Raw genomic sequence first — 19,389 nt, forward strand, 5'->3', positions numbered from 1 at the left:
GACACGGTCGCAACCAACTGCTCTTTAACAAGTTGAATCAAGCAATTCGTGTGGGTGCTTGTGAGATAAGTCTGATGTCGCAAGATTATCAGCAACACAAGTAACTCGTGAATTCATGAGTTTTTTGCGATTGCTGAGCCAAGTTTAGGGTTTTCTCAAAACCCGATCAGTCTACTTAACTGAAGAGTTTGATCATGGCTCAGATTGAACGCTGGCGGCAGGCCTAACACATGCAAGTCGAGCGGATGAGAGGAGCTTGCTCCTCGATTCAGCGGCGGACGGGTGAGTAATGCCTAGGAATCTGCCTAGTAGTGGGGGACAACGTTTCGAAAGGAACGCTAATACCGCATACGTCCTACGGGAGAAAGTGGGGGATCTTCGGACCTCACGCTATTAGATGAGCCTAGGTCGGATTAGCTAGTTGGTAGGGTAAAGGCCTACCAAGGCGACGATCCGTAACTGGTCTGAGAGGATGATCAGTCACACTGGAACTGAGACACGGTCCAGACTCCTACGGGAGGCAGCAGTGGGGAATATTGGACAATGGGCGAAAGCCTGATCCAGCCATGCCGCGTGTGTGAAGAAGGCCCTCGGGTCGTAAAGCACTTTAAGTTGGGAGGAAGGGCTTACAGCGAATACCTGTGAGTTTTGACGTTACCGACAGAATAAGCACCGGCTAACTTCGTGCCAGCAGCCGCGGTAATACGAAGGGTGCAAGCGTTAATCGGAATTACTGGGCGTAAAGCGCGCGTAGGTGGCTTGATAAGTTGGATGTGAAATCCCCGGGCTCAACCTGGGAACTGCATCCAAAACTGTCTAGCTAGAGTGTGGTAGAGGGTAGTGGAATTTCCAGTGTAGCGGTGAAATGCGTAGATATTGGAAGGAACACCAGTGGCGAAGGCGACTACCTGGACTAACACTGACACTGAGGTGCGAAAGCGTGGGGAGCAAACAGGATTAGATACCCTGGTAGTCCACGCCGTAAACGATGTCAACTAGCCGTTGGGATCCTTGAGATCTTAGTGGCGCAGCTAACGCATTAAGTTGACCGCCTGGGGAGTACGGCCGCAAGGTTAAAACTCAAATGAATTGACGGGGGCCCGCACAAGCGGTGGAGCATGTGGTTTAATTCGAAGCAACGCGAAGAACCTTACCTGGCCTTGACATGCTGAGAACTTTCCAGAGATGGATTGGTGCCTTCGGGAACTCAGACACAGGTGCTGCATGGCTGTCGTCAGCTCGTGTCGTGAGATGTTGGGTTAAGTCCCGTAACGAGCGCAACCCTTGTCCTTAGTTACCAGCACGTTATGGTGGGCACTCTAAGGAGACTGCCGGTGACAAACCGGAGGAAGGTGGGGATGACGTCAAGTCATCATGGCCCTTACGGCCAGGGCTACACACGTGCTACAATGGTCGGTACAAAGGGTTGCCAAGCCGCGAGGTGGAGCTAATCCCATAAAACCGATCGTAGTCCGGATCGCAGTCTGCAACTCGACTGCGTGAAGTCGGAATCGCTAGTAATCGTGAATCAGAACGTCACGGTGAATACGTTCCCGGGCCTTGTACACACCGCCCGTCACACCATGGGAGTGGGTTGCTCCAGAAGTAGCTAGTCTAACCTTCGGGAGGACGGTTACCACGGAGTGATTCATGACTGGGGTGAAGTCGTAACAAGGTAGCCGTAGGGGAACCTGCGGCTGGATCACCTCCTTAATCGAAGATGTCAGCTTGCTGGCAAGCATCCACACGAATTGCTTGATTCACTGATAGAAGAGCAATTGAGTTAGTTAGACTCAAGGTAAGACGATTGGGTCTGTAGCTCAGTTGGTTAGAGCGCACCCCTGATAAGGGTGAGGTCGGCAGTTCGAATCTGCCCAGACCCACCAATCGATGGGGCCATAGCTCAGCTGGGAGAGCGCCTGCCTTGCACGCAGGAGGTCAGGAGTTCGATCCTCCTTGGCTCCACCATCTCCACCTAACCGCTAACGCGATTGCTTGAAAAGCTCAGAAGTGAGCCTTTGACTTCTCCCTACCGAAAGGTAATGAGAAGGGCACAAAAGCTGACTTCTGGTCTTTGATCAGAACTGTTCTTTAAAAAATTGGGAAAGTGATAGAAGTAGACTGCATTAACTGTTTTCACTGGCAGTTAGTGTCGTCAAGGTAAAATCTTGCGAACTCAAGCGCAAGTTTTCGGCGAAATGTCGTCTTCACTCATTTAGCGCCCTGCAGATCGGTAGCGTCCTTGTGACGCCAGCGAGATTGCTTGGGGTTATATGGTCAAGTGAAGAAGCGCATACGGTGGATGCCTTGGCAGTCAGAGGCGATGAAAGACGTGATAGCCTGCGATAAGCTTCGGTGAGGTGGCAAATGACCTGTGACCCGGAGATCTCTGAATGGGGAAACCCACCTAGCATAAGCTAGGTATCTTAACCTGAATCCATAGGGTTAAGAGGCGAACCAGGGGAACTGAAACATCTAAGTACCCTGAGGAAAAGAAATCAACCGAGATTCCCTTAGTAGTGGCGAGCGAACGGGGACCAGCCCTTAAGTTGATTTGAGAGTAGCGGAACGCCTTGGAAAAGGCGGCCATAGTGGGTGATAGCCCTGTACGCGAAACGCTCTTATCAATGAAATCGAGTAGGACGGGGCACGAGAAACCCTGTCTGAATATGGGGGGACCATCCTCCAAGGCTAAATACTCCTGACTGACCGATAGTGAACCAGTACCGTGAGGGAAAGGCGAAAAGAACCCCGGAGAGGGGAGTGAAATAGAACCTGAAACCGTATGCGTACAAGCAGTGGGAGCCTACTTTGTTGGGTGACTGCGTACCTTTTGTATAATGGGTCAGCGACTTATTTTCAGTGGCGAGCTTAACCGAATAGGGGAGGCGTAGCGAAAGCGAGTCTTAATAGGGCGTTTAGTCGCTGGGAATAGACCCGAAACCGGGCGATCTATCCATGAGCAGGTTGAAGGTTAGGTAACACTGACTGGAGGACCGAACCCACTTCCGTTGAAAAGGCAGGGGATGACTTGTGGATCGGAGTGAAAGGCTAATCAAGCTCGGAGATAGCTGGTTCTCCTCGAAAGCTATTTAGGTAGCGCCTCATGTATCACTCTGGGGGGTAGAGCACTGTTTCGGCTAGGGGGTCATCCCGACTTACCAAACCGATGCAAACTCCGAATACCCAGAAGTGCCGAGCATGGGAGACACACGGCGGGTGCTAACGTCCGTCGTGAAAAGGGAAACAACCCAGACCGTCAGCTAAGGTCCCAAAGTCCTGGTTAAGTGGTAAACGATGTGGGAAGGCTTAGACAGCTAGGAGGTTGGCTTAGAAGCAGCCACCCTTTAAAGAAAGCGTAATAGCTCACTAGTCGAGTCGGCCTGCGCGGAAGATGTAACGGGGCTCAAACCAGGCACCGAAGCTACGGGTATCACCTTTGGTGATGCGGTAGAGGAGCGTTCTGTAAGCCTGTGAAGGTGAGTTGAGAAGCTTGCTGGAGGTATCAGAAGTGCGAATGCTGACATGAGTAACGACAATGCGAGTGAAAAACTCGCACGCCGAAAGACCAAGGGTTCCTGCGCAACGTTAATCGACGCAGGGTGAGTCGGTCCCTAAGGCGAGGCTGAAAGGCGTAGTCGATGGGAAACGGGTTAATATTCCCGTACTTCTAGTTACTGCGATGGGGGGACGGAGAAGGCTAGGCCAGCTTGGCGTTGGTTGTCCAAGTTTAAGGTGGTAGGCTGACTGTTTAGGTAAATCCGGACAGTTAAGGCCGAGAGCTGATGACGATCCTTCTTTTAGAAGGAGAAGTGGTTGATGCCATGCTTCCAGGAAAAGCCTCTAAGCTTCAGGTAACTAGGAACCGTACCCCAAACCGACACAGGTGGTCGGGTAGAGAATACCAAGGCGCTTGAGAGAACTCGGGTGAAGGAACTAGGCAAAATGGCACCGTAACTTCGGGAGAAGGTGCGCCGGTGAGGGTGAAGGGTTTACCCCGTAAGCTCATGCCGGTCGAAGATACCAGGCCGCTGCGACTGTTTATTAAAAACACAGCACTCTGCAAACACGAAAGTGGACGTATAGGGTGTGACGCCTGCCCGGTGCCGGAAGGTTAATTGATGGGGTTAGCGCAAGCGAAGCTCTTGATCGAAGCCCCGGTAAACGGCGGCCGTAACTATAACGGTCCTAAGGTAGCGAAATTCCTTGTCGGGTAAGTTCCGACCTGCACGAATGGCGTAACGATGGCGGCGCTGTCTCCACCCGAGACTCAGTGAAATTGAAATCGCTGTGAAGATGCAGTGTATCCGCGGCTAGACGGAAAGACCCCGTGAACCTTTACTGTAGCTTTGCACTGGACTTTGAGCTTGCTTGTGTAGGATAGGTGGGAGGCTTTGAAGCGTGGACGCCAGTCTGCGTGGAGCCATCCTTGAAATACCACCCTGGCAATCTTGAGGTTCTAACTCTGGTCCGTTATCCGGATCGAGGACAGTGTATGGTGGGCAGTTTGACTGGGGCGGTCTCCTCCTAAAGAGTAACGGAGGAGTACGAAGGTGCGCTCAGACCGGTCGGAAATCGGTCGTAGAGTATAAAGGCAAAAGCGCGCTTGACTGCGAGACAGACACGTCGAGCAGGTACGAAAGTAGGTCTTAGTGATCCGGTGGTTCTGTATGGAAGGGCCATCGCTCAACGGATAAAAGGTACTCCGGGGATAACAGGCTGATACCGCCCAAGAGTTCATATCGACGGCGGTGTTTGGCACCTCGATGTCGGCTCATCACATCCTGGGGCTGAAGCCGGTCCCAAGGGTATGGCTGTTCGCCATTTAAAGTGGTACGCGAGCTGGGTTTAGAACGTCGTGAGACAGTTCGGTCCCTATCTGCCGTGGACGTTTGAGATTTGAGAGGGGCTGCTCCTAGTACGAGAGGACCGGAGTGGACGAACCTCTGGTGTTCCGGTTGTCACGCCAGTGGCATTGCCGGGTAGCTACGTTCGGAAGAGATAACCGCTGAAAGCATCTAAGCGGGAAACTTGCCTCAAGATGAGATCTCACTGGAGCCTTGAGCTTCCTAAAGGGCCGTCGAAGACTACGACGTTGATAGGTCGGGTGTGTAAGCGCTGTGAGGCGTTGAGCTAACCGATACTAATTGCCCGTGAGGCTTGACCATATAACACCCAAACAATCTGACCGCGGTCAGAGCGTGAGGAAGACGACGCCGAAAACGGCGCGTGGGTTCGCAAGACCCAAGACGAGTTGTCTACTTCGATCACAGACCCAATTGGGCCAGCCAGGCATGCAGCACCGCCTGGTCAGCCAACCGAATTGCTTGACGAACATAGAGCATTGGAACCACCTGATCCCTTCCCGAACTCAGAAGTGAAACGATGCATCGCCGATGGTAGTGTGGGGTTTCCCCATGTGAGAGTAGGTCATCGTCAAGCGCCTAACACCCAGCACCCCCGCTCAGTTCACTCTGGCGGGGGTGTTGTCTTTGGGGCGGAAAAAGTTTGGCCGGGCGTCAGGGGGCTTGAATGCTGGGCGCAAATAATCGGCGAGCGGAAGCCTGAAGCTGTGTAGCTGAGGCGGCCCTAACCCCAGTCCTCTCCTTGGGGAGAGGGGATCAAAGGGCACGGCGGAGACGTTGCAGTAGTGCCTGTCGGGCAGGTGCTGCTTTAAGCCTGCAAGGGCACAAGAGCCCCAACAGCCCGGCTGCGCCGGGCTGTCGTAGGTTAGCGTTGAGCGAAGCGAAGCCCAACGGTAAGGCCTGCTGCAGGGATCAAGCGAACCGCGGCGGGGCGGTGAGGGGCCAGGGTTGGAGTGTGAATGTTGGGCTTCGCTAGGCCCAGCCCAACCTACCGCAGCACCTAAGGCGGCGTTACGCGAGCAAGAAAAAGCCCGGCATGTGCCGGGCTTTTTTGCGTTCTGGAAGGGGCTCAAGCGGGTTCGGGCAGGGCCAGATCGCGTTTGGCGATGTACTTCCAGTCGGCTTCGTCGATGTAGATGCCGCCAGGGCCGCTACCGCCTTCGAGGTCGATGGCGACCTGGGCGCTGACCTGGGGCTTGACGCTGGCCAGGATGGGCACGAAGCCCAGTTGCTGACTGGTTTCGATCAGCGCCTGCTGGTTGCGTTCGTCGATGTCGGCGGCTTCGTCCAGGTAGTAGGGCAGACGGATCCTGGCGGCCTGCTCCCGGTCCATCAGGTGCAGCAACAGGTACATGTTGGTGAGCGCCTTGATGGTCATGGTGGTGCCATTGGAGGCGGCGCCGTCGATGTCGGTGTGCAGGATCGGCTGGCCGCCCTGCTTGGTGATCTCGAAGGCCAGCTCGAAGAGGTCCTTGAGGCCGAGCTGGTTGCCGTTGGCGGCCACCAGGCGTGCCAGGTATTCCTTGGCATCCTCGTTCTTCTGGTCCTGGCTGCTGTCCTGGGTGAGATCGAACACCGAGAGGGTCTCGCCTTCCTCGTACTGGCCGGCGCTATGGATGATCTGGTCGATGTGCTTGAGCGCTTCCTTATTGGGCGCCAGGACGATGCGGAAGCTCTCCAGGTTGGAGACCTGCTTGCGATTGATCTCGAGGTTGAACAGCTGCAGCTGGTGTTCGAGGTTGTCGTAGTCGCTGCGGATGTTTCTCAGGGTCCGGGCGATGTCGGTGACGGCGGCGCGGCGGGCCTTGGCCAGGGTCAGGGCTTCGTCCTGGCGATGGGCATAGGCATTCACCAGCAGCTGCAGGCGTCGCTCGGGGTCTTCTTCGTTGTCGAACTTGGCGACGCCCTTGAGTCGGACCTGGGCATAGAGCGCCTCGATCTGGGTGTCGGCGCGCTGCAGGGCCTGCCAGGTGTCCTGGTAGTCGTTGAGCAGCGGCAGCAGGTTCTCCAGGGAATCGTCCACCCCTTCCATGAAGGGCGTGCCCTGGGGCAGGTCGGTGGGCAGCAGCTGCCGGCGGCGCAGGGCGTCGGCCAGGGTGCGGTCCTTGGCTTCCAGGTCGGCCAGTTGCCGGCCGATCAGCTGCAGCCTGGCGGAGAGTTGCTGGACGCGCTCGGTGAAGGCATCGCCGGCGCGTCTCAGTTCGTCCTGGGCGGCTTCCAGCTGGGCCAGTTGTTCGAGCTTTTCCTGTTCCTCGGCACCGAGGGTCTGGCAGCGACGGAAGTCTTCCAGGGCCTTCTGGGCATCCAGCACCTGCTGGTAGAGCACCTCGGCCTGGGCCTTGCTGGCCTGGCGGTCGACGCTGACGCCCTGCTGCGCCTTGAGTTGCTTGAGCTCGCGCTCCAGACGGTCCTTCTGGTCACGCAGCGCGGCGCGATCGGCCAGGGCCTGCAGGGTGGGCGGCTCGATCCCCGAGAGATCGAGGGACAGGCCCGGCAATTCGAGGCGATCACCCTGGAAACGCGCCAGGATGCCTTCGAAGGTCTTTACCCAGCTGCCGTCCTCCGCCAGTTCGACACCCCTGGCGCCGAGCGGCAGGCTGAACAGCTGGCCGTTGAACAGTCGCATCAGGCGGTCGACGTCGGCCTGGCTGAATTCCTCGCGCAGGCGGGCATAGCTGTTGTTGTCGGCGTGGTCGAGTTGCTGGCGAATCCCCTTGAGGCGCTGTTCCAGTTCGCGGACGCGCTGGTCGAGGTCTGCGCTACTGAACTGACTGGCCTGGGACAGGGCGCCGGCGAGTTCGTCGTGGGCATCCTTGGCGGCCAGCAGCTGGGCTTCGAGGGGGGCGGTGGACTCCACCAGGGCGAAGCGGTGCTTGAGCTGGGCCAGCTCGGCGAGCCAGCGCTGCAGGCTGCTGATCTCGCGCTCGCGGCGCATCAGTTCGCTGGTGCCGTCGCGCTGGCTCTGCTGCAGGCCGTCCTGTTCCTGGCGGTAGTGTTCGGTCTGGGCCAGGAGTTCGTCGCGGCGGTCGAGGGCATAGTGCTGCCAGGTGCCGAGCAGGCTGTCGAGCAAGGGCGACAGGCGATGCAGCTTGCCCCTCAGGCGGTCGCGCTGTTCGACGCCATTGGCCAGGGCTTCCACCAACGGGCCGGCGGCGACCAGCGACTGGTAATCCTGCTCCATGCGGCGGACGTCGCGGAAGGCTTCCTCGCAGGCGGCGATGTAGTCGACGCTGCCGGATCTCAGGCTGTGCTCGAAGGCATCGAGAAACAGCTGCTTGAGCTTGGCCGCGGTGATCTCGCGCATGTGCAGCAGGTTGATGAACAGGGCGCGGAAGGTCTTGAGACTCTGTTCGCTGGTGGATCGGAGCGGAATCAGCGTCATGTCCAGCGGGATGCTGGTATGGCCGCCGACCAGCAGCCGGCGCAATTCATCGGGCTTGACCTCATGGGCCTTGAGGCCGGCGCGCTCCAGGCCGGCGAACAGCTCGCGCTGGCGCAGGCAGGTGCCGTCGCGCTGGTAGTGGGCGAGGTCCAGTTCGCCGGCATAGGCGAAGAACTGGTGGCCGAAGCCACCGCCCGGACCGCGACCGGCCACGCCGATGACGTGGGGGCCGTGGGCCAGACGCAGCTCGATGAGGATGTAGCTGGTGTCGGTGGCGAAGTAGAACTTGCGCGACTGCTCGTTGCTGTACTTGCCGAAGCTCATGTCGGAGAGCCGCGCCAGGATGGGGAATTGCAGCGCGTTGATCGAGGCGCTCTTGCCCAGGTTGTTGGCCCCATAGACCGACAGCGGCTGTTCCAGGGGGAACAGGCCGAGGCTGTAGCCGGCGGTGTTGAGCAGGGCGAAGCGGCTGATGCCGTAGCGGATCATAGGTCGAACTCCCGTTCTGCGGCGATGGCACGGGCCAGGGCGGCCTCTTCGTCATCCTCGTCGGCGCCTTCCTGCACGGTGCCGTCTTTGTCGCTGGCCAGGGTCGGCGCCGGCAGCGGAAGGTCGCTGGCATGCAGGCCGGCGGCCAGGTCGCGATCCTGTTGCACGGTCAGGCAGACATCGAGGAAACGGTGCATGGGCGGCAGGAAGCGATAGGTCCCGTTGCTGTCCAGGGCGAAGCCGAGCTGGGTCAGGCGGCGCAGGATCTTTTCCTCCAGCTCCTCCTGGGTGGTGACCTCGGCCTGCAGGAAGAGGTCGCGATACTTGTCCAGCAGCGCCGGCAGTTCGTGGCGACCCAGGGTACCGCCATCGAGCACGGCCAGCGGATCGCGACCCTGGTCGGCCAGATGCTCGACCAGGATGAAGGTGAACAGCGCCAGGCGCTGGGCGGTCTTGTTGACCTGGGCGCCCATCTGCTCGGGGACGAAGTAGTAGAAGCCGCGCGGATCGCAGACCAGTTCGAAGCCGAGGGCGCGGAACAGCGCGCGGTACTGGTCCTGCTGCTGGCTGAGCTGGGCATAGCTCTCGGGCTCGCTACGGGACAGGTGATAGCCCTTGAACAGCTCGCGGAAGATGGGCGCGAGCTGGGTCATTTCGTCGAGATCAAGTTGCATGGGTGTCGCTCGCGAGAGATCGGGCGGTCAGGGCGTAGGAGCACAGGCTGACGCGGTGTTCGAGGGTGTCGTAGTGGCGGCGGTCGAGGCGCTGGCGCTGGAAGCGCGCATCGCGGGACAGGCGCGAGAACCAGTAGAGCAGTTCGTCGGTGTCGCCGGCCGGCTCCTGCTCCAGCAGCCAGGCCATGAGATCGGGCAACGGCAGGGCGTCCTGGCAGAGATCGAGCATCTCGCGCGCGGTACGGGGCGCGGCCGAGCGCTCGCTGTCGGGCGGACGACGGGTCTGGCTGGGGAAGCGCGCCGGCTTGGGTTCGAAGCGGGCCAGGGCGTAGACATAGCTTTCCACCTGGGCGGTGGTGCCGAGAAAGACGCTCTGCGGTCGGCTGAACAGCGGCAGGGCCGCCTGGGGCACGGCGTCGAGGCCCTTGCGGCGGATGGTGGCCAGGGCCAGGGCGGCGCCCCGGGTCACGGCATTGTGCCGGCGCGCTTCCTCGCGCAGCGGCAGCAGCAATTCGCGGGCACGGCGCAGGGCCAGCTGGGCGGCGTTGTGCATTTCCAGGATACGCGCCTGGGTGCGCAGCAACAGGTCGTCGTCGACCAGGTGGCCGAGGCGCTGCTGCTCGCCCAGCAGGTGCAGGAGCACCTGTTCGACACGGTGGACACCGCGCTCGAAGGCGCCATCGGCGGCCACCAGCTGGATCATCGGCTCGACGTATTCATCCCAGGTGGCCAGCACCTCGGCATAGCGCTGGCGCAGGGGGATCTGGCGATCGCTGGTCTTGGCGCGCTCGGCTACGCCCTCCAGGGCATGGCCATCGTTGGCCAGCTTCTTGAGGACATCGCGCACGCGCATGTCGAGCAGACGCAGCTGGCGGACGAGGTCGGGGCCGTCGCGGTTGTCGAAGGCTTCGCGGATGTGGCCGGCGAGGCGTTCCAGGTGGCGCAGGTAGGCTTCGATCTCCAGGCACAGGCCCAGGCGGTGTTCGCGCCTGAGATAGCCGAGGAAGTCGTGGATCTGGCCATTGAGCTCGAAGCGATTGGGACTCTTGGCCACCGGCACCAGGATATCCAGGCGGATCCAGGTGTCGAGCAGGGCGGTGAGGTCGGCCGGCGTACGTTCGGGCAGCTGTTCGGCCAGGCGGGTACGCAACTCGGCCAGGCCCAGGGTGCCGCTGTCGAAGTGGGCGCACAGGGGGTCGATGAGGTGCCAGTGTTCGGCGAGGGTACGCAGGACGCGTTTGGGGTCGATCATGGCGGGGACCGCACCAGACAAAAGCGCCATTGTACTCCAGACGCCAGAGCCTTCGATGTGACCGCGGTGGGACCGATGGGCAGGGCGGCCTTTCGGTCCGGGGCGATCCGCGCGACAATGCCGCCCCGCATAATCCCGCCGCGTAACAGAGCAGGCTCCTAGGATCCGCCCATGTCCGACCCCGCCCCTTCCACCAGTCCCTCGCTTGCCGCCGAGGTGCGTCGTCGCGCCTATCTGCAGGCGTTGCAGCTGGATGTCTGGGTGCCGCGCACGGTGTTGCCCTTCGCCGCGCCTTCGCGACCGGAAGCCCTGTGGGTCGAGGAGCCGGAAGAGGCGCCCGTCGTGGCTCGGGTGGTTCGCCCGGAGCCGGTGGCCAAGGCCGCGCCGGCCGCTGCAGTAGCCGAGGCACCGCCGGCGAATCGGCCGCGCATCGAGATCCCGCGGCCCGCGGCGTCGAAGCCGGCTGCGCCCCCCGTGGCCGAGCCGGAACCGGAACGTGCGCCGCCGCCACCGCGGGAGCCGGCGCCCCGTTTCGCCCTGCAGCTGTTGCAGGCCGGGCGCTGCCTGCTGCTGCTAGAGTTGCCTACCGGCGATACCCTGGGGGCGCGGGATCCGGCCTATCTGCTGCTGAGGGATCTGCTGCGCGCTGCCGGCCTGCCGGACACGCCGCGGATCGTCAGTGAAGAGCCCATTCGCTGGCCACTGCTCAACAGCGGTCAACTCGACCAGGGGCCGGCGGCGGCCGGCGAATTCGTGCAGAGCTTCGTGTCGGGACACCAGGAGCGCCTGGGCGAGGGCCTGGCGCTCTGGCTGATCGGGGTGGCCGCACGACGCTGCAGCGGGGTCGAGGATGCGCAGCTCACGGGTGTGGAGCGGGACACCGCCCTGGGACCGGCCTGGCTGGTGCCGGGACTGGATATCCTGATGGAAGAGCCGGCCGCCAAGGCCGCGCTCTGGCAAGCCATGCGCCCGTTGCGGCGCCGCTGGATGGAACAGCAATGAACGATGCGGTGAGCTTTCGGCGGATGACCGAAGCCGATCTGAACACGGTATTGAAGATCGAATATCAGGCCTTCAGCCACCCCTGGACCCGCGGCATCTTTACCGATGCGCTCAGGTCCTATGACTGCTGGGTGATGACGGCTGGCGAGCAGCAGGTGGGGCACGGGGTGATCAACATCATTCTCGACGAGGCCCATCTGCTCAATATCACCATCAAGCCGGAAAGCCAGGGCCGGGGACTCGGCCTGCGGCTGCTGGAACACCTGCTGCAGGAAGCGCGCAAGGCCAAGGCCAACGAGTGCTTTCTGGAGGTGCGCGCCAGCAATCAGTCGGCCTATCGGCTGTACGAGCGCTATGGCTTCAACGAGATCGGCCGCCGGCGGGACTATTATCCCGCGGTTGGCGGCCGGGAAGATGCGCTGGTGATGGCCTGTACGCTGCTCGACTAGGCCGTCAGCGGCTTCAGTGATCGGCGCGTTTTTCGTCCAGATCCAGGCTGGTGTCTCCAGCGAGGTCTTCGTCGTTGGCGTCCAGATCGGCGTAGCGGGCATCCCGCTGGGTTTCGGCTTCGTTGGGTGCATCGGCCTCGCCGTCCCAGGCTTCGCCATCCAGCGGATGGCTGCGACCGAGTTCGGCTTCGTCCTGACCGGAGCCGCCGCCGATGTCGCTGTCCTCGACCACGCTCAGTTCCTTGTCGTTCGGCCAGGCATCGCCGTAGTCGGTCGGCGAGCGCGCGCCGGTTTCGTCCAGCAGGGTCTCGGGGCTGGCATCGTCCATCGTCGGCTGATGATCCAGGGTTTCGCCCCCGGTCATGCCGGCCTGGCGCACGCGCTCTTCGGGAAACTGGCCTTCATAGTCGCGCTCGTCCATTTCGTCGCCGATGCGACCACCGCGCTCATCCTTGCGATCGCTGAAGTCGAGTTCGCGCATGTCGCCCATGCGGTCCTGAATGTCGTCGATCTCTTCGGGGGTCTTGGTGATGTCGGGCTTGTTCATGGTGGTCTCCAAAGGCAGGGCTGCTAGAGCATCTCCCTGAATCCGACTACGCGCCGGCAAGGGGAATTCCTCGGCACCGCCGGAAGATGTGAACGAACCATACGATGACCCGGCAGTCGTACCTTCCATGATCGACCTCGACAGCCTCACCTCATCGGGCCAGCCGCTGGCCTTCTTCTTCGATCTGGATGGCACCCTGGCAGAATTGCAGCCACGTCCGGAACAGGTTTTCATTCCTGCCGAAACCCTCGCTGCCCTCGAACAGCTGGCGCGCCACCATGGCGTCGCCGTGGTATCCGGGCGGCCGCTGTCAGAGATCGACGGCTTCACGGCGCCGCTGCGGCTGGCCGCGGCTGGGGTGCATGGCGCCGAGTGGCGCGATCCCCAGGGCGAGATCCATCGGGTGAGCCTGGATGCGGAGATGCTGGCGCACGTCGGTCGGCGTCTGGAAGCCGCGCTGGCGGACCATCCGGACCTGCTGCTAGAGCGCAAGAGCGTGGCCTTCGCCCTGCACTATCGCCAGGCGCTGGACAAGGAAGCCCTGGTACGCGAACTGGCCGAAGGCATCGCGGGCGACCATCCCGAATTCAAGTTGCAGCCGGGCAAGTGCGTCTTCGAACTCAAGCCCGCTGCGGCGAGCAAGGGCGAGGCCATTGCCCGCTTTCTCGAACTGGAACCCTTTGCCGGCTGCCTGCCGGTGTTTCTCGGTGACGATCGCACCGATGAAGAGGGGTTCACTGTCGTCAATGCGCGAGGCGGTCTGACCGTCAAGGTAGGAGAGGGGGAGACGGTCGCCAAGACCCGCCTGCCTTCGGTGGAAGCGGTAGCCCTCTGGCTGCAGCAGCTGAGCCGTGACCTCGCGCCACATTATAAGCAAGGAGATTAGGATGAGCCGTTTAGTGGTGGTATCGAATCGGGTGGCCCCGATCGAGGAAGGCAAGGCGACCGCGGGTGGTCTGGCGGTGGGCGTGCTGGATGCCCTGCGCAAGTCGGGTGGCATCTGGTTCGGCTGGAACGGCGAGACGGTCAAGGAGAACGGGCCGGCCAAGACCCAGACCAAGGACAACATCGACTATGTGACCTTCGGCCTGACCAAGCGCGACTACGACCACTACTACCGCGGCTTCTCCAACGCCACCCTCTGGCCGATCTTCCACTACCGGATCGACCTGGCGCGCTACAACCGCGAGGAGTACGACGGCTATCGGCGCGTCAACATGGCCATGGCCGAACGCCTGAAGCCCCTGCTCAAGCCCGATGACATCATCTGGGTGCACGACTACCACCTGATTCCCTTCGCCGAAGCCTGCCGCATGCTGGGCATTCGCAACCGCATCGGCTTCTTCCTGCACATTCCCTTCCCGGCGCCGGAAATCCTCACCGCCATCCCGCCGCACAACGAATTGCTCAAGACCCTGTGCTTCTATGACCTGATCGGCTTCCAGACCGATACCGACCAGCTGGCCTTCCAGGACTACATCACCCGCGAGGTGCGCGGGGTGCTGGAGAAGGACGGCAGCCTGACCGCCTACGGTCACAACTTCCGCGTCGGCGTCTATCCCATCGGCGTGATGCCGGATGTCATCCAGAAGCAGGCCGAGTCCTATCGCACGCGGCGCCAGTTCATCTCGCGCAGCATCGAGGGCGTGCCCTACAAGACCATCGTCAGCGTCGACCGCCTCGACTATTCCAAGGGGCTGGTGGAGCGCTTCCAGGCGTTCGAGAAACTGCTGGAGCATTTCCCCGAGCATCACCGGGCGGTGCAGTTCGTGCAGATCGCGCCTTCGTCGCGGGCGGACGTGGTCTCCTACCAGAACATCCGGCGTCAGCTGGAGAGCCATGCCGGCCATATCAACGGCCATTTCTCCGAGCTGGACTGGACGCCGATCCGCTACCTGAACAAGAGCTATGACCGGCGCACGGTGATGGGGCTGTTCCGCTCCTCCGACGTCGGCCTGGTGACGCCGCTGCGCGATGGCATGAACCTGGTGGCCAAGGAATACGTGGCGGCCCAGGACCCGGAAAATCCGGGCGTGCTGGTGCTGTCGCGCTTCGCCGGGGCGGCGCGCGAACTCAATTCGGCGTTGATCGTGAATCCCTATGACCATGTCGGCATGGCCGAGGCGTTGGACCGGGCGCTACGCATGCCGCTGGAAGAGCGCAAGTCGCGCTACGAAGACATGATGCGGGTGATCCGCCAGGCCGACCTGGCCTCCTGGCGCGACAACTTCCTGCGCGACCTGCGGGCCTTCAGCTCCAAGGCGCTGGTGCAGTCCATCGATACCCAGGACGCGGCTGCTGAAGAAATGGAGAGCCAGCAGAAGGTCGCCCTGTAAGCTTGTTGCGCGGTGATGGAGCCCGGCTTAGGCCGGGCTTTTTCATGGGGCGAGGCTGGGGTCTGGCGTGAAGGGCGCCTCACCCTGGCCCTTTTCCAGAGGGAGAGGGGACGAAAAGCGATGCCACGGCTGGGCTTTTTCGTGGGCAATAAAAAAGGGTCAGCTTACGCTGACCCTTGGAAATAGGTGGTGGCTACGCAGGGACTTGAACCCCGGACCCCAGCATTATGAATGCTATGCTCTAACCAGCTGAGCTACGTAGCCATCCGAGGCGCGCATTATTGGCAAGGCGCCGGTGGCTGTCAAGTCTTCTGTTCAAGAAATTTCTGTTTGTCGATCAAGCGTTTGCGCGGCCCGGCCGGGGCCGGTTCGGCTAGTCGTCCTCGTCCAGCGGCAGCTGGATCTCGTCCATCTTCAGCTCCAGGCGATAGCCCAGGGCCAGGAACAACGCCTGGCACAGGCAGAGGGTGGCGCTCAGCGAACGGAAGGCGAAGGCACTGCCTTCGTTGACCAGCAGCAGGGCATCGGCGCGCTTGGCCAGGGGCGAGAGATTGCTGTCGGTGATGATCAGCGTCTTGGCCCTGTGGTGCTGGGCGATGCGCACGCACTGCTGACTTTCCTTGCCGTAGGGGCTGAAGCTGATGGCGATCAGCAGGTCGCCCTGGGCGATGCTGCGCATCTGCTCGCGATAGCCGCCGCCCAGCCCGGTGATGAGGTGGATGCGCTTGTTGGTGTGCTGCAGGTTGTAGACCAGGTAGTCGGCCACGGCGAAGGAGCGCCGCACCCCCACCACATAGATGTTCTCGGCGTTCACCAGCAGGTCGACGGCCTTATCGAAGGCGGCGTCGTCCAGTTCCTCGGCGAGTCGATCCAGGCCCGAACGGGTGGCGTTGATGCACTCGCGGGCCAGATCGCCGCTGCTGGCGCGCTGGCTCTTGTTGGCGATCATGCTGCGGATGCGCTGCTGGTAGTTCTGTACCGGCGTGGTCTTGTGGGTGTAGGCCTCGCGAAACAGCGCCTGCATCTCGCTGAAGCCCTTGAAGCCGAAGCGCTGGGAGAAGCGAACGATGGCCGAGGGATGCACCTCGCACTGCCCGGCGATGTCGCTGATGCGATCGACCATGACCCTGTCGCTCTGCTGGCTGACATAGGCGGCCACCCGTTTCAGCTGGCGCGGCAGCGCCTCGTAGTCACGGGCGATGCAGGCCAGCAACTGCTCGACGTTGCCGGGCGGATCGGCCAGCGGCGCGCTGCTGAGGGGGTCATCGGCCGGGGAGTCGGAGGACATGGGCAATCTCGCGGTAGGGATTCTCGTGCCGGCAACTTAACCCATTCGCCGGGCGGCGTCGAAGTGGGGCGGCAGGACCAGTGTACGCCAGTTATGGAAATTAAATTCCATAAAATCTCATGTGGAAAATTTGTTGATTTGTCCGCGGCGTCGTTCTAGCCTGAGCTCACTCACACGTTCGGCCCCTCGGGTCCGCGCGGTTGGCCGATAACAATAAGCAGGAGCCACCCATGGGTGATCATTTCTTCGCCAGCGGGCGCCCGTTGGACGTCATTTGCCTGGGGCGACTGGGCGTCGACCTCTATGCGCAGCAGATCGGGGCGCCGCTGGAAGACGTCAGCAGCTTCGCCAAGTACCTCGGGGGATCCTCCGCCAACATCGCCTTCGGCACCGCGCGCCTGGGGCTGAAGTCGGCGATGCTGACCCGGGTGGGCGACGACCACATGGGCCGCTTCCTGACCCGGACGCTGGCGCAGGAAGGCTGCGACACCCGCGGCATCCAGGTGGATCGCGAGCGCCTCACCGCCCTGGTGCTGCTGGGCATCAAGGACCGCGAGACCTTTCCCCTGGTGTTCTATCGCGAGAATTGCGCCGACATGGCGCTGGGCGTGGACGACATCGACGAGGCCTTCATCGCCAGCAGCAAGGCACTGTTGATCACCGGTACCCACTTCTCCACCGAGGGGGTGTTCCAGGCCAGCAGCCGGGCGCTGGACTACGCCGAGCGCAACGGCGTGAAGCGGGTGCTGGACATCGACTATCGCCCGGTGCTCTGGGGCCTGACCGGCAAGGCCGATGGCGAGACCCGCTTCATCGCCAGTGCCGAGGTCAGCGCCCATGTGCAACGCATCCTGCCGCGCTTCGACCTGGTGGTGGGCACCGAGGAGGAATTCCAGATCGCCGGGGGCAGCGAAGACCTGCTCACCGCACTGCGCCGGGTGCGCGAGGTGACCGCGGCGACCCTGGTGGTCAAGCTCGGCGCCCAGGGTTGTACCGTCATCCACGGCGCCATCCCGGCGCGGCTGGAGGACGGCGAGATCCATCGCGGTATCCGCGTCGAGGTGCTCAATGTGCTGGGTGCCGGCGATGCCTTCATGTCCGGCTTCCTGCGCGGCTGGCTCACCGGTGGCGACGATGCCGAGTGCTGCCGGCTGGCCAATGCCTGCGGTGGGCTGGTGGTGTCACGCCATGGCTGCGCCCCGGCCATGCCGACCCTGGCCGAGCTGGACTACCTCAACAAGAGCCCGGTGCCCATCACGCGGCCCGACCTGGACCTGGTGCTGACCCGGCTGCACCGGGTCAGCACGCGGCGCCGCCAGTGGCAGCAACTGTTCATCTTCGCCTTCGACCACCGCTACCAGCTGGTGGAAAGCGCCCAGCAGGTGGGGGCCGATCCGGCGCGCATTCCGGCGCTCAAGCAGCTGTTCGTCCAGGCCATCGCCGAAGTCGAGCAGGATCTGGCGCGTCAGGGCGTGGCGGCGGATGTCGGGCTGCTGGCCGACGAGCGCTTCGGCCAGGATGCCCTGAATGCCGCCACCGGCCGCGGCTGGTGGATCGCCCGACCGGTGGAGCTGCAGAATTCGCGGCCGCTGGCCTTCGAGCACGGCCGCTCGGTAGGCAGCACCCTGCTGAGTTGGCCGGGCGAGCAGATCATCAAGTGCCTGGTGCAATTCCATCCCGACGACGAGCCGCTGCTGCGGCTGGAGCAGGAGGCCCAGCTCAAGGGGCTGTACCAGGCGGCCCAGGCCAGTGGTCATGAACTGCTGCTGGAGGTCATCCCGCCGAAGAACCATGCCTCCAGCCGGCCGGACGTGCTCTATCGCGCCATCAAGCGCCTGTACAACCTGGGTATCTATCCCGAGTGGTGGAAGATCGAGGCGCAGCCGGCCGCCGTCTGGCAGCAACTCGACACCCTGATCGGCGAACGCGATCCCCATTGCCAGGGCGTGGTGGTACTGGGCCTCAATGCCCCGGCCGAGGAACTGGCCGAGGGCTTCCGTCAGGCCAGTGCCAGCCAGCGCTGCCAGGGCTTCGCCGTGGGCCGGACCATCTTCGCCCAGCCGAGCCGGGCCTGGCTGGCCGGCGAGATCGACGACCGCACGCTGATCGCGCAGATCCGCAGCAACTTCGAATTCCTGATCCAGGCCTGGCGCGACGCCCGCGCCTGATCGCCTCCTGACGAGCAAGGCTGACATGACCGCACAAGAACAACGACTCAAGATCGGCATCAATCCCATTTCCTGGGCCAACGACGACCTGCCGGCCCTGGGCGGCGACACCCCGCTGGAAACCATCCTGCGCGAGGGCAAGGAAATCGGCTTCCAGGGCTTCGAGCTGGGTGGCAAGTTTCCCAGCGAGCCCAAGGCGCTGGGCGAGGTGCTCGGCCAGCATGGCCTGGAGCTGGTGTCCGGCTGGTATTCCAGCGGCTTGGCGCACCGTGACGTGGACGCCGAGATCGAGGCGATCCGTCCGCACTGCCGGCTGCTGGCCGAGAACGGCGCCCAGGTGCTGGTCTATGGCGAGGTGGCCGGTTCCATCCAGGGGCAGCGCCGGCCGCTGATCGAGCGGCCACGCTTCCACAGCGACGCCGCCTGGCAGGCCTATGCCGAAAAGCTCGACCGCCTGGCCGCCTTCACCCTGAGCCAGGGCCTGCGGCTGGCCTATCACCACCACATGGGCGCCTATGTGGAAGCGCCCGAGGACATCGCCCGGCTGATGGCGCTGACCTCGCCGGACGTCGGCCTGCTGTTCGATGCCGGTCATTGCTACATGGGCGGTGGCGATCCCCTCAGCGTGCTGCAGCAACATATCGACCGGGTTTGCCACGTGCACTTCAAGGACGTGCGCAAGGACGTGGTGCAACTGGCGCGCAACAACCAGTGGAGCTTCCCGGACTGCATCCTCAACGGCACCTTCACCGTGCCGGGGGATGGCGACATCGATTTCTCGGCGCTGCTCAAGGTGCTGGTGGCCGCCGGCTACCAGGGCTGGCTGGTGGTGGAAGCCGAGCAGGACCCGGCCGTGGCGCCGGCCTACGAATACGCCAAGAAGGGCTACGACCATCTGCGCCAGCTGGTGGCGCAGGCCACTGCCTGAGGAGGAAAT

At 62.3% G+C, this 19,389-nt stretch carries 11 protein-coding genes, 3 tRNA genes and 3 rRNA genes; 11 read left to right on the forward strand and 6 right to left on the reverse strand.

Annotation, left to right across the window (positions count from 1 at the left end; translation table 11 throughout):
• The first annotated feature begins 176 nt into the window (after positions 1–176).
• From QE393_RS00005 to rrf, 5 genes are all read left to right on the forward strand, one after another.
• Positions 177–1,713 (forward strand): 16S ribosomal RNA (locus QE393_RS00005).
• Positions 1,714–1,809: 96 nt separating this feature from the next.
• A tRNA-Ile gene (locus QE393_RS00010) sits at positions 1,810–1,886 on the forward strand.
• A 6-nt stretch (positions 1,887–1,892) separates the two neighbouring features.
• Positions 1,893–1,968 (forward strand) — tRNA-Ala (locus tag QE393_RS00015).
• A 307-nt stretch (positions 1,969–2,275) separates the two neighbouring features.
• Positions 2,276–5,168 (forward strand): 23S ribosomal RNA (locus QE393_RS00020).
• 158 nt (positions 5,169–5,326) lie between these two features.
• Positions 5,327–5,442, forward strand: a 5S ribosomal RNA gene (gene rrf, locus QE393_RS00025).
• The 16S, 23S and 5S rRNA genes sit together here with 2 tRNA genes alongside, the layout of an rRNA operon.
• Before the next feature lie 492 nt (positions 5,443–5,934).
• Here the strand turns inward: rrf and mksF are convergent.
• Genes mksF through mksB form a run of 3 tightly spaced genes read right to left on the reverse strand, consistent with a single transcriptional unit; the run spans position 5,935 to position 10,662 of the window.
• A complete protein-coding gene (gene mksF / locus QE393_RS00030; protein WP_310041502.1) occupies positions 5,935–8,736 on the reverse strand; it encodes an Mks condensin complex protein MksF in 2,802 nt (933 codons plus the stop codon).
• On the reverse strand, positions 8,733–9,410 hold the full coding sequence (gene mksE / locus QE393_RS00035) for an Mks condensin complex protein MksE (protein ID WP_310041504.1): 678 nt from the start codon (positions 9,408–9,410) through the stop codon (positions 8,733–8,735). The genes mksF and mksE overlap by 4 nt, the downstream gene beginning before the upstream one ends.
• Positions 9,400–10,662 (reverse strand): Mks condensin complex protein MksB, encoded by a 1,263-nt coding sequence (mksB, locus tag QE393_RS00040; protein ID WP_273810328.1) that lies wholly within the window; start codon positions 10,660–10,662, stop codon positions 9,400–9,402. The genes mksE and mksB overlap by 11 nt, the downstream gene beginning before the upstream one ends.
• A gap of 171 nt (positions 10,663–10,833) precedes the next feature.
• On the opposite strand from mksB, the gene QE393_RS00045 reads away from it, so the two are divergent.
• Positions 10,834–11,664, forward strand: coding sequence for an energy transducer TonB (locus QE393_RS00045; protein WP_273810326.1), 831 nt, complete (start codon positions 10,834–10,836; stop codon positions 11,662–11,664).
• Positions 11,661–12,113 carry a ribosomal protein S18-alanine N-acetyltransferase gene (gene rimI / locus QE393_RS00050; protein ID WP_310041508.1) on the forward strand — a complete coding sequence of 151 codons (453 nt, stop codon included), beginning with the start codon at positions 11,661–11,663 and terminating at the stop codon, positions 12,111–12,113. The genes QE393_RS00045 and rimI overlap by 4 nt, the downstream gene beginning before the upstream one ends.
• 13 nt (positions 12,114–12,126) lie before the next feature.
• Here rimI and QE393_RS00055 read toward each other — a convergent pair whose 3' ends face one another.
• A complete protein-coding gene (locus QE393_RS00055; RefSeq protein WP_273810324.1) occupies positions 12,127–12,660 on the reverse strand; it encodes a hypothetical protein in 534 nt (177 codons plus the stop codon).
• Between the two features lie 127 nt (positions 12,661–12,787).
• On the opposite strand from QE393_RS00055, the gene otsB reads away from it, so the two are divergent.
• The gene (gene otsB, locus QE393_RS00060; protein ID WP_310041510.1) at positions 12,788–13,546 is read left to right on the forward strand and encodes a trehalose-phosphatase; all 759 of its coding nucleotides are present in this window, start codon (positions 12,788–12,790) and stop codon (positions 13,544–13,546) included.
• 1 nt (position 13,547) lies between these two features.
• A complete protein-coding gene (gene otsA / locus QE393_RS00065; RefSeq protein ID WP_273810320.1) occupies positions 13,548–14,996 on the forward strand; it encodes an alpha,alpha-trehalose-phosphate synthase (UDP-forming) in 1,449 nt (482 codons plus the stop codon).
• A 187-nt stretch (positions 14,997–15,183) separates the two neighbouring features.
• Here the strand turns inward: otsA and QE393_RS00070 are convergent.
• Together QE393_RS00070 and QE393_RS00075 are read right to left on the reverse strand one after the other, a co-directional pair.
• Positions 15,184–15,260: transfer RNA gene (locus tag QE393_RS00070), tRNA-Met, on the reverse strand.
• Between the two features lie 109 nt (positions 15,261–15,369).
• A complete protein-coding gene (locus QE393_RS00075; protein ID WP_310041512.1) occupies positions 15,370–16,284 on the reverse strand; it encodes a MurR/RpiR family transcriptional regulator in 915 nt (304 codons plus the stop codon).
• Between the two features lie 230 nt (positions 16,285–16,514).
• Here QE393_RS00075 and iolC point away from each other — a divergent pair, with 230 nt between their 5' ends.
• Together iolC and iolE are read left to right on the forward strand one after the other, a co-directional pair.
• Positions 16,515–18,452, forward strand: coding sequence for a 5-dehydro-2-deoxygluconokinase (iolC, locus tag QE393_RS00080; RefSeq protein WP_273810317.1), 1,938 nt, complete (start codon positions 16,515–16,517; stop codon positions 18,450–18,452).
• A gap of 25 nt (positions 18,453–18,477) precedes the next feature.
• Positions 18,478–19,380: a myo-inosose-2 dehydratase gene (iolE, locus tag QE393_RS00085; RefSeq protein WP_273810316.1), complete on the forward strand. Its 903-nt coding sequence runs from the start codon at positions 18,478–18,480 to the stop codon at positions 19,378–19,380.
• The last annotated feature ends 9 nt before the right edge of the window (positions 19,381–19,389 follow it).

The organism is Pseudomonas sp. SORGH_AS_0211 (genome assembly GCF_031453455.1).
Lineage (GTDB): Bacteria > Pseudomonadota > Gammaproteobacteria > Pseudomonadales > Pseudomonadaceae > Chryseomonas > Chryseomonas aestiva.

Coding starts and splice junctions, on each gene's coding strand:
- mksF (WP_310041502.1), bottom strand. CDS start 8,736: ATGATCCGCTACGGCATCAGCCGCTTCGCCCTGCTCAACACCGCCGGC.
- mksE (WP_310041504.1), bottom strand. CDS start 9,410: ATGCAACTTGATCTCGACGAAATGACCCAGCTCGCGCCCATCTTCCGC.
- mksB (WP_273810328.1), bottom strand. CDS start 10,662: ATGATCGACCCCAAACGCGTCCTGCGTACCCTCGCCGAACACTGGCAC.
- QE393_RS00045 (WP_273810326.1), top strand. CDS start 10,834: ATGTCCGACCCCGCCCCTTCCACCAGTCCCTCGCTTGCCGCCGAGGTG.
- rimI (WP_310041508.1), top strand. CDS start 11,661: ATGAACGATGCGGTGAGCTTTCGGCGGATGACCGAAGCCGATCTGAAC.
- QE393_RS00055 (WP_273810324.1), bottom strand. CDS start 12,660: ATGAACAAGCCCGACATCACCAAGACCCCCGAAGAGATCGACGACATT.
- otsB (WP_310041510.1), top strand. CDS start 12,788: ATGATCGACCTCGACAGCCTCACCTCATCGGGCCAGCCGCTGGCCTTC.
- otsA (WP_273810320.1), top strand. CDS start 13,548: ATGAGCCGTTTAGTGGTGGTATCGAATCGGGTGGCCCCGATCGAGGAA.
- QE393_RS00075 (WP_310041512.1), bottom strand. CDS start 16,284: ATGTCCTCCGACTCCCCGGCCGATGACCCCCTCAGCAGCGCGCCGCTG.
- iolC (WP_273810317.1), top strand. CDS start 16,515: ATGGGTGATCATTTCTTCGCCAGCGGGCGCCCGTTGGACGTCATTTGC.
- iolE (WP_273810316.1), top strand. CDS start 18,478: ATGACCGCACAAGAACAACGACTCAAGATCGGCATCAATCCCATTTCC.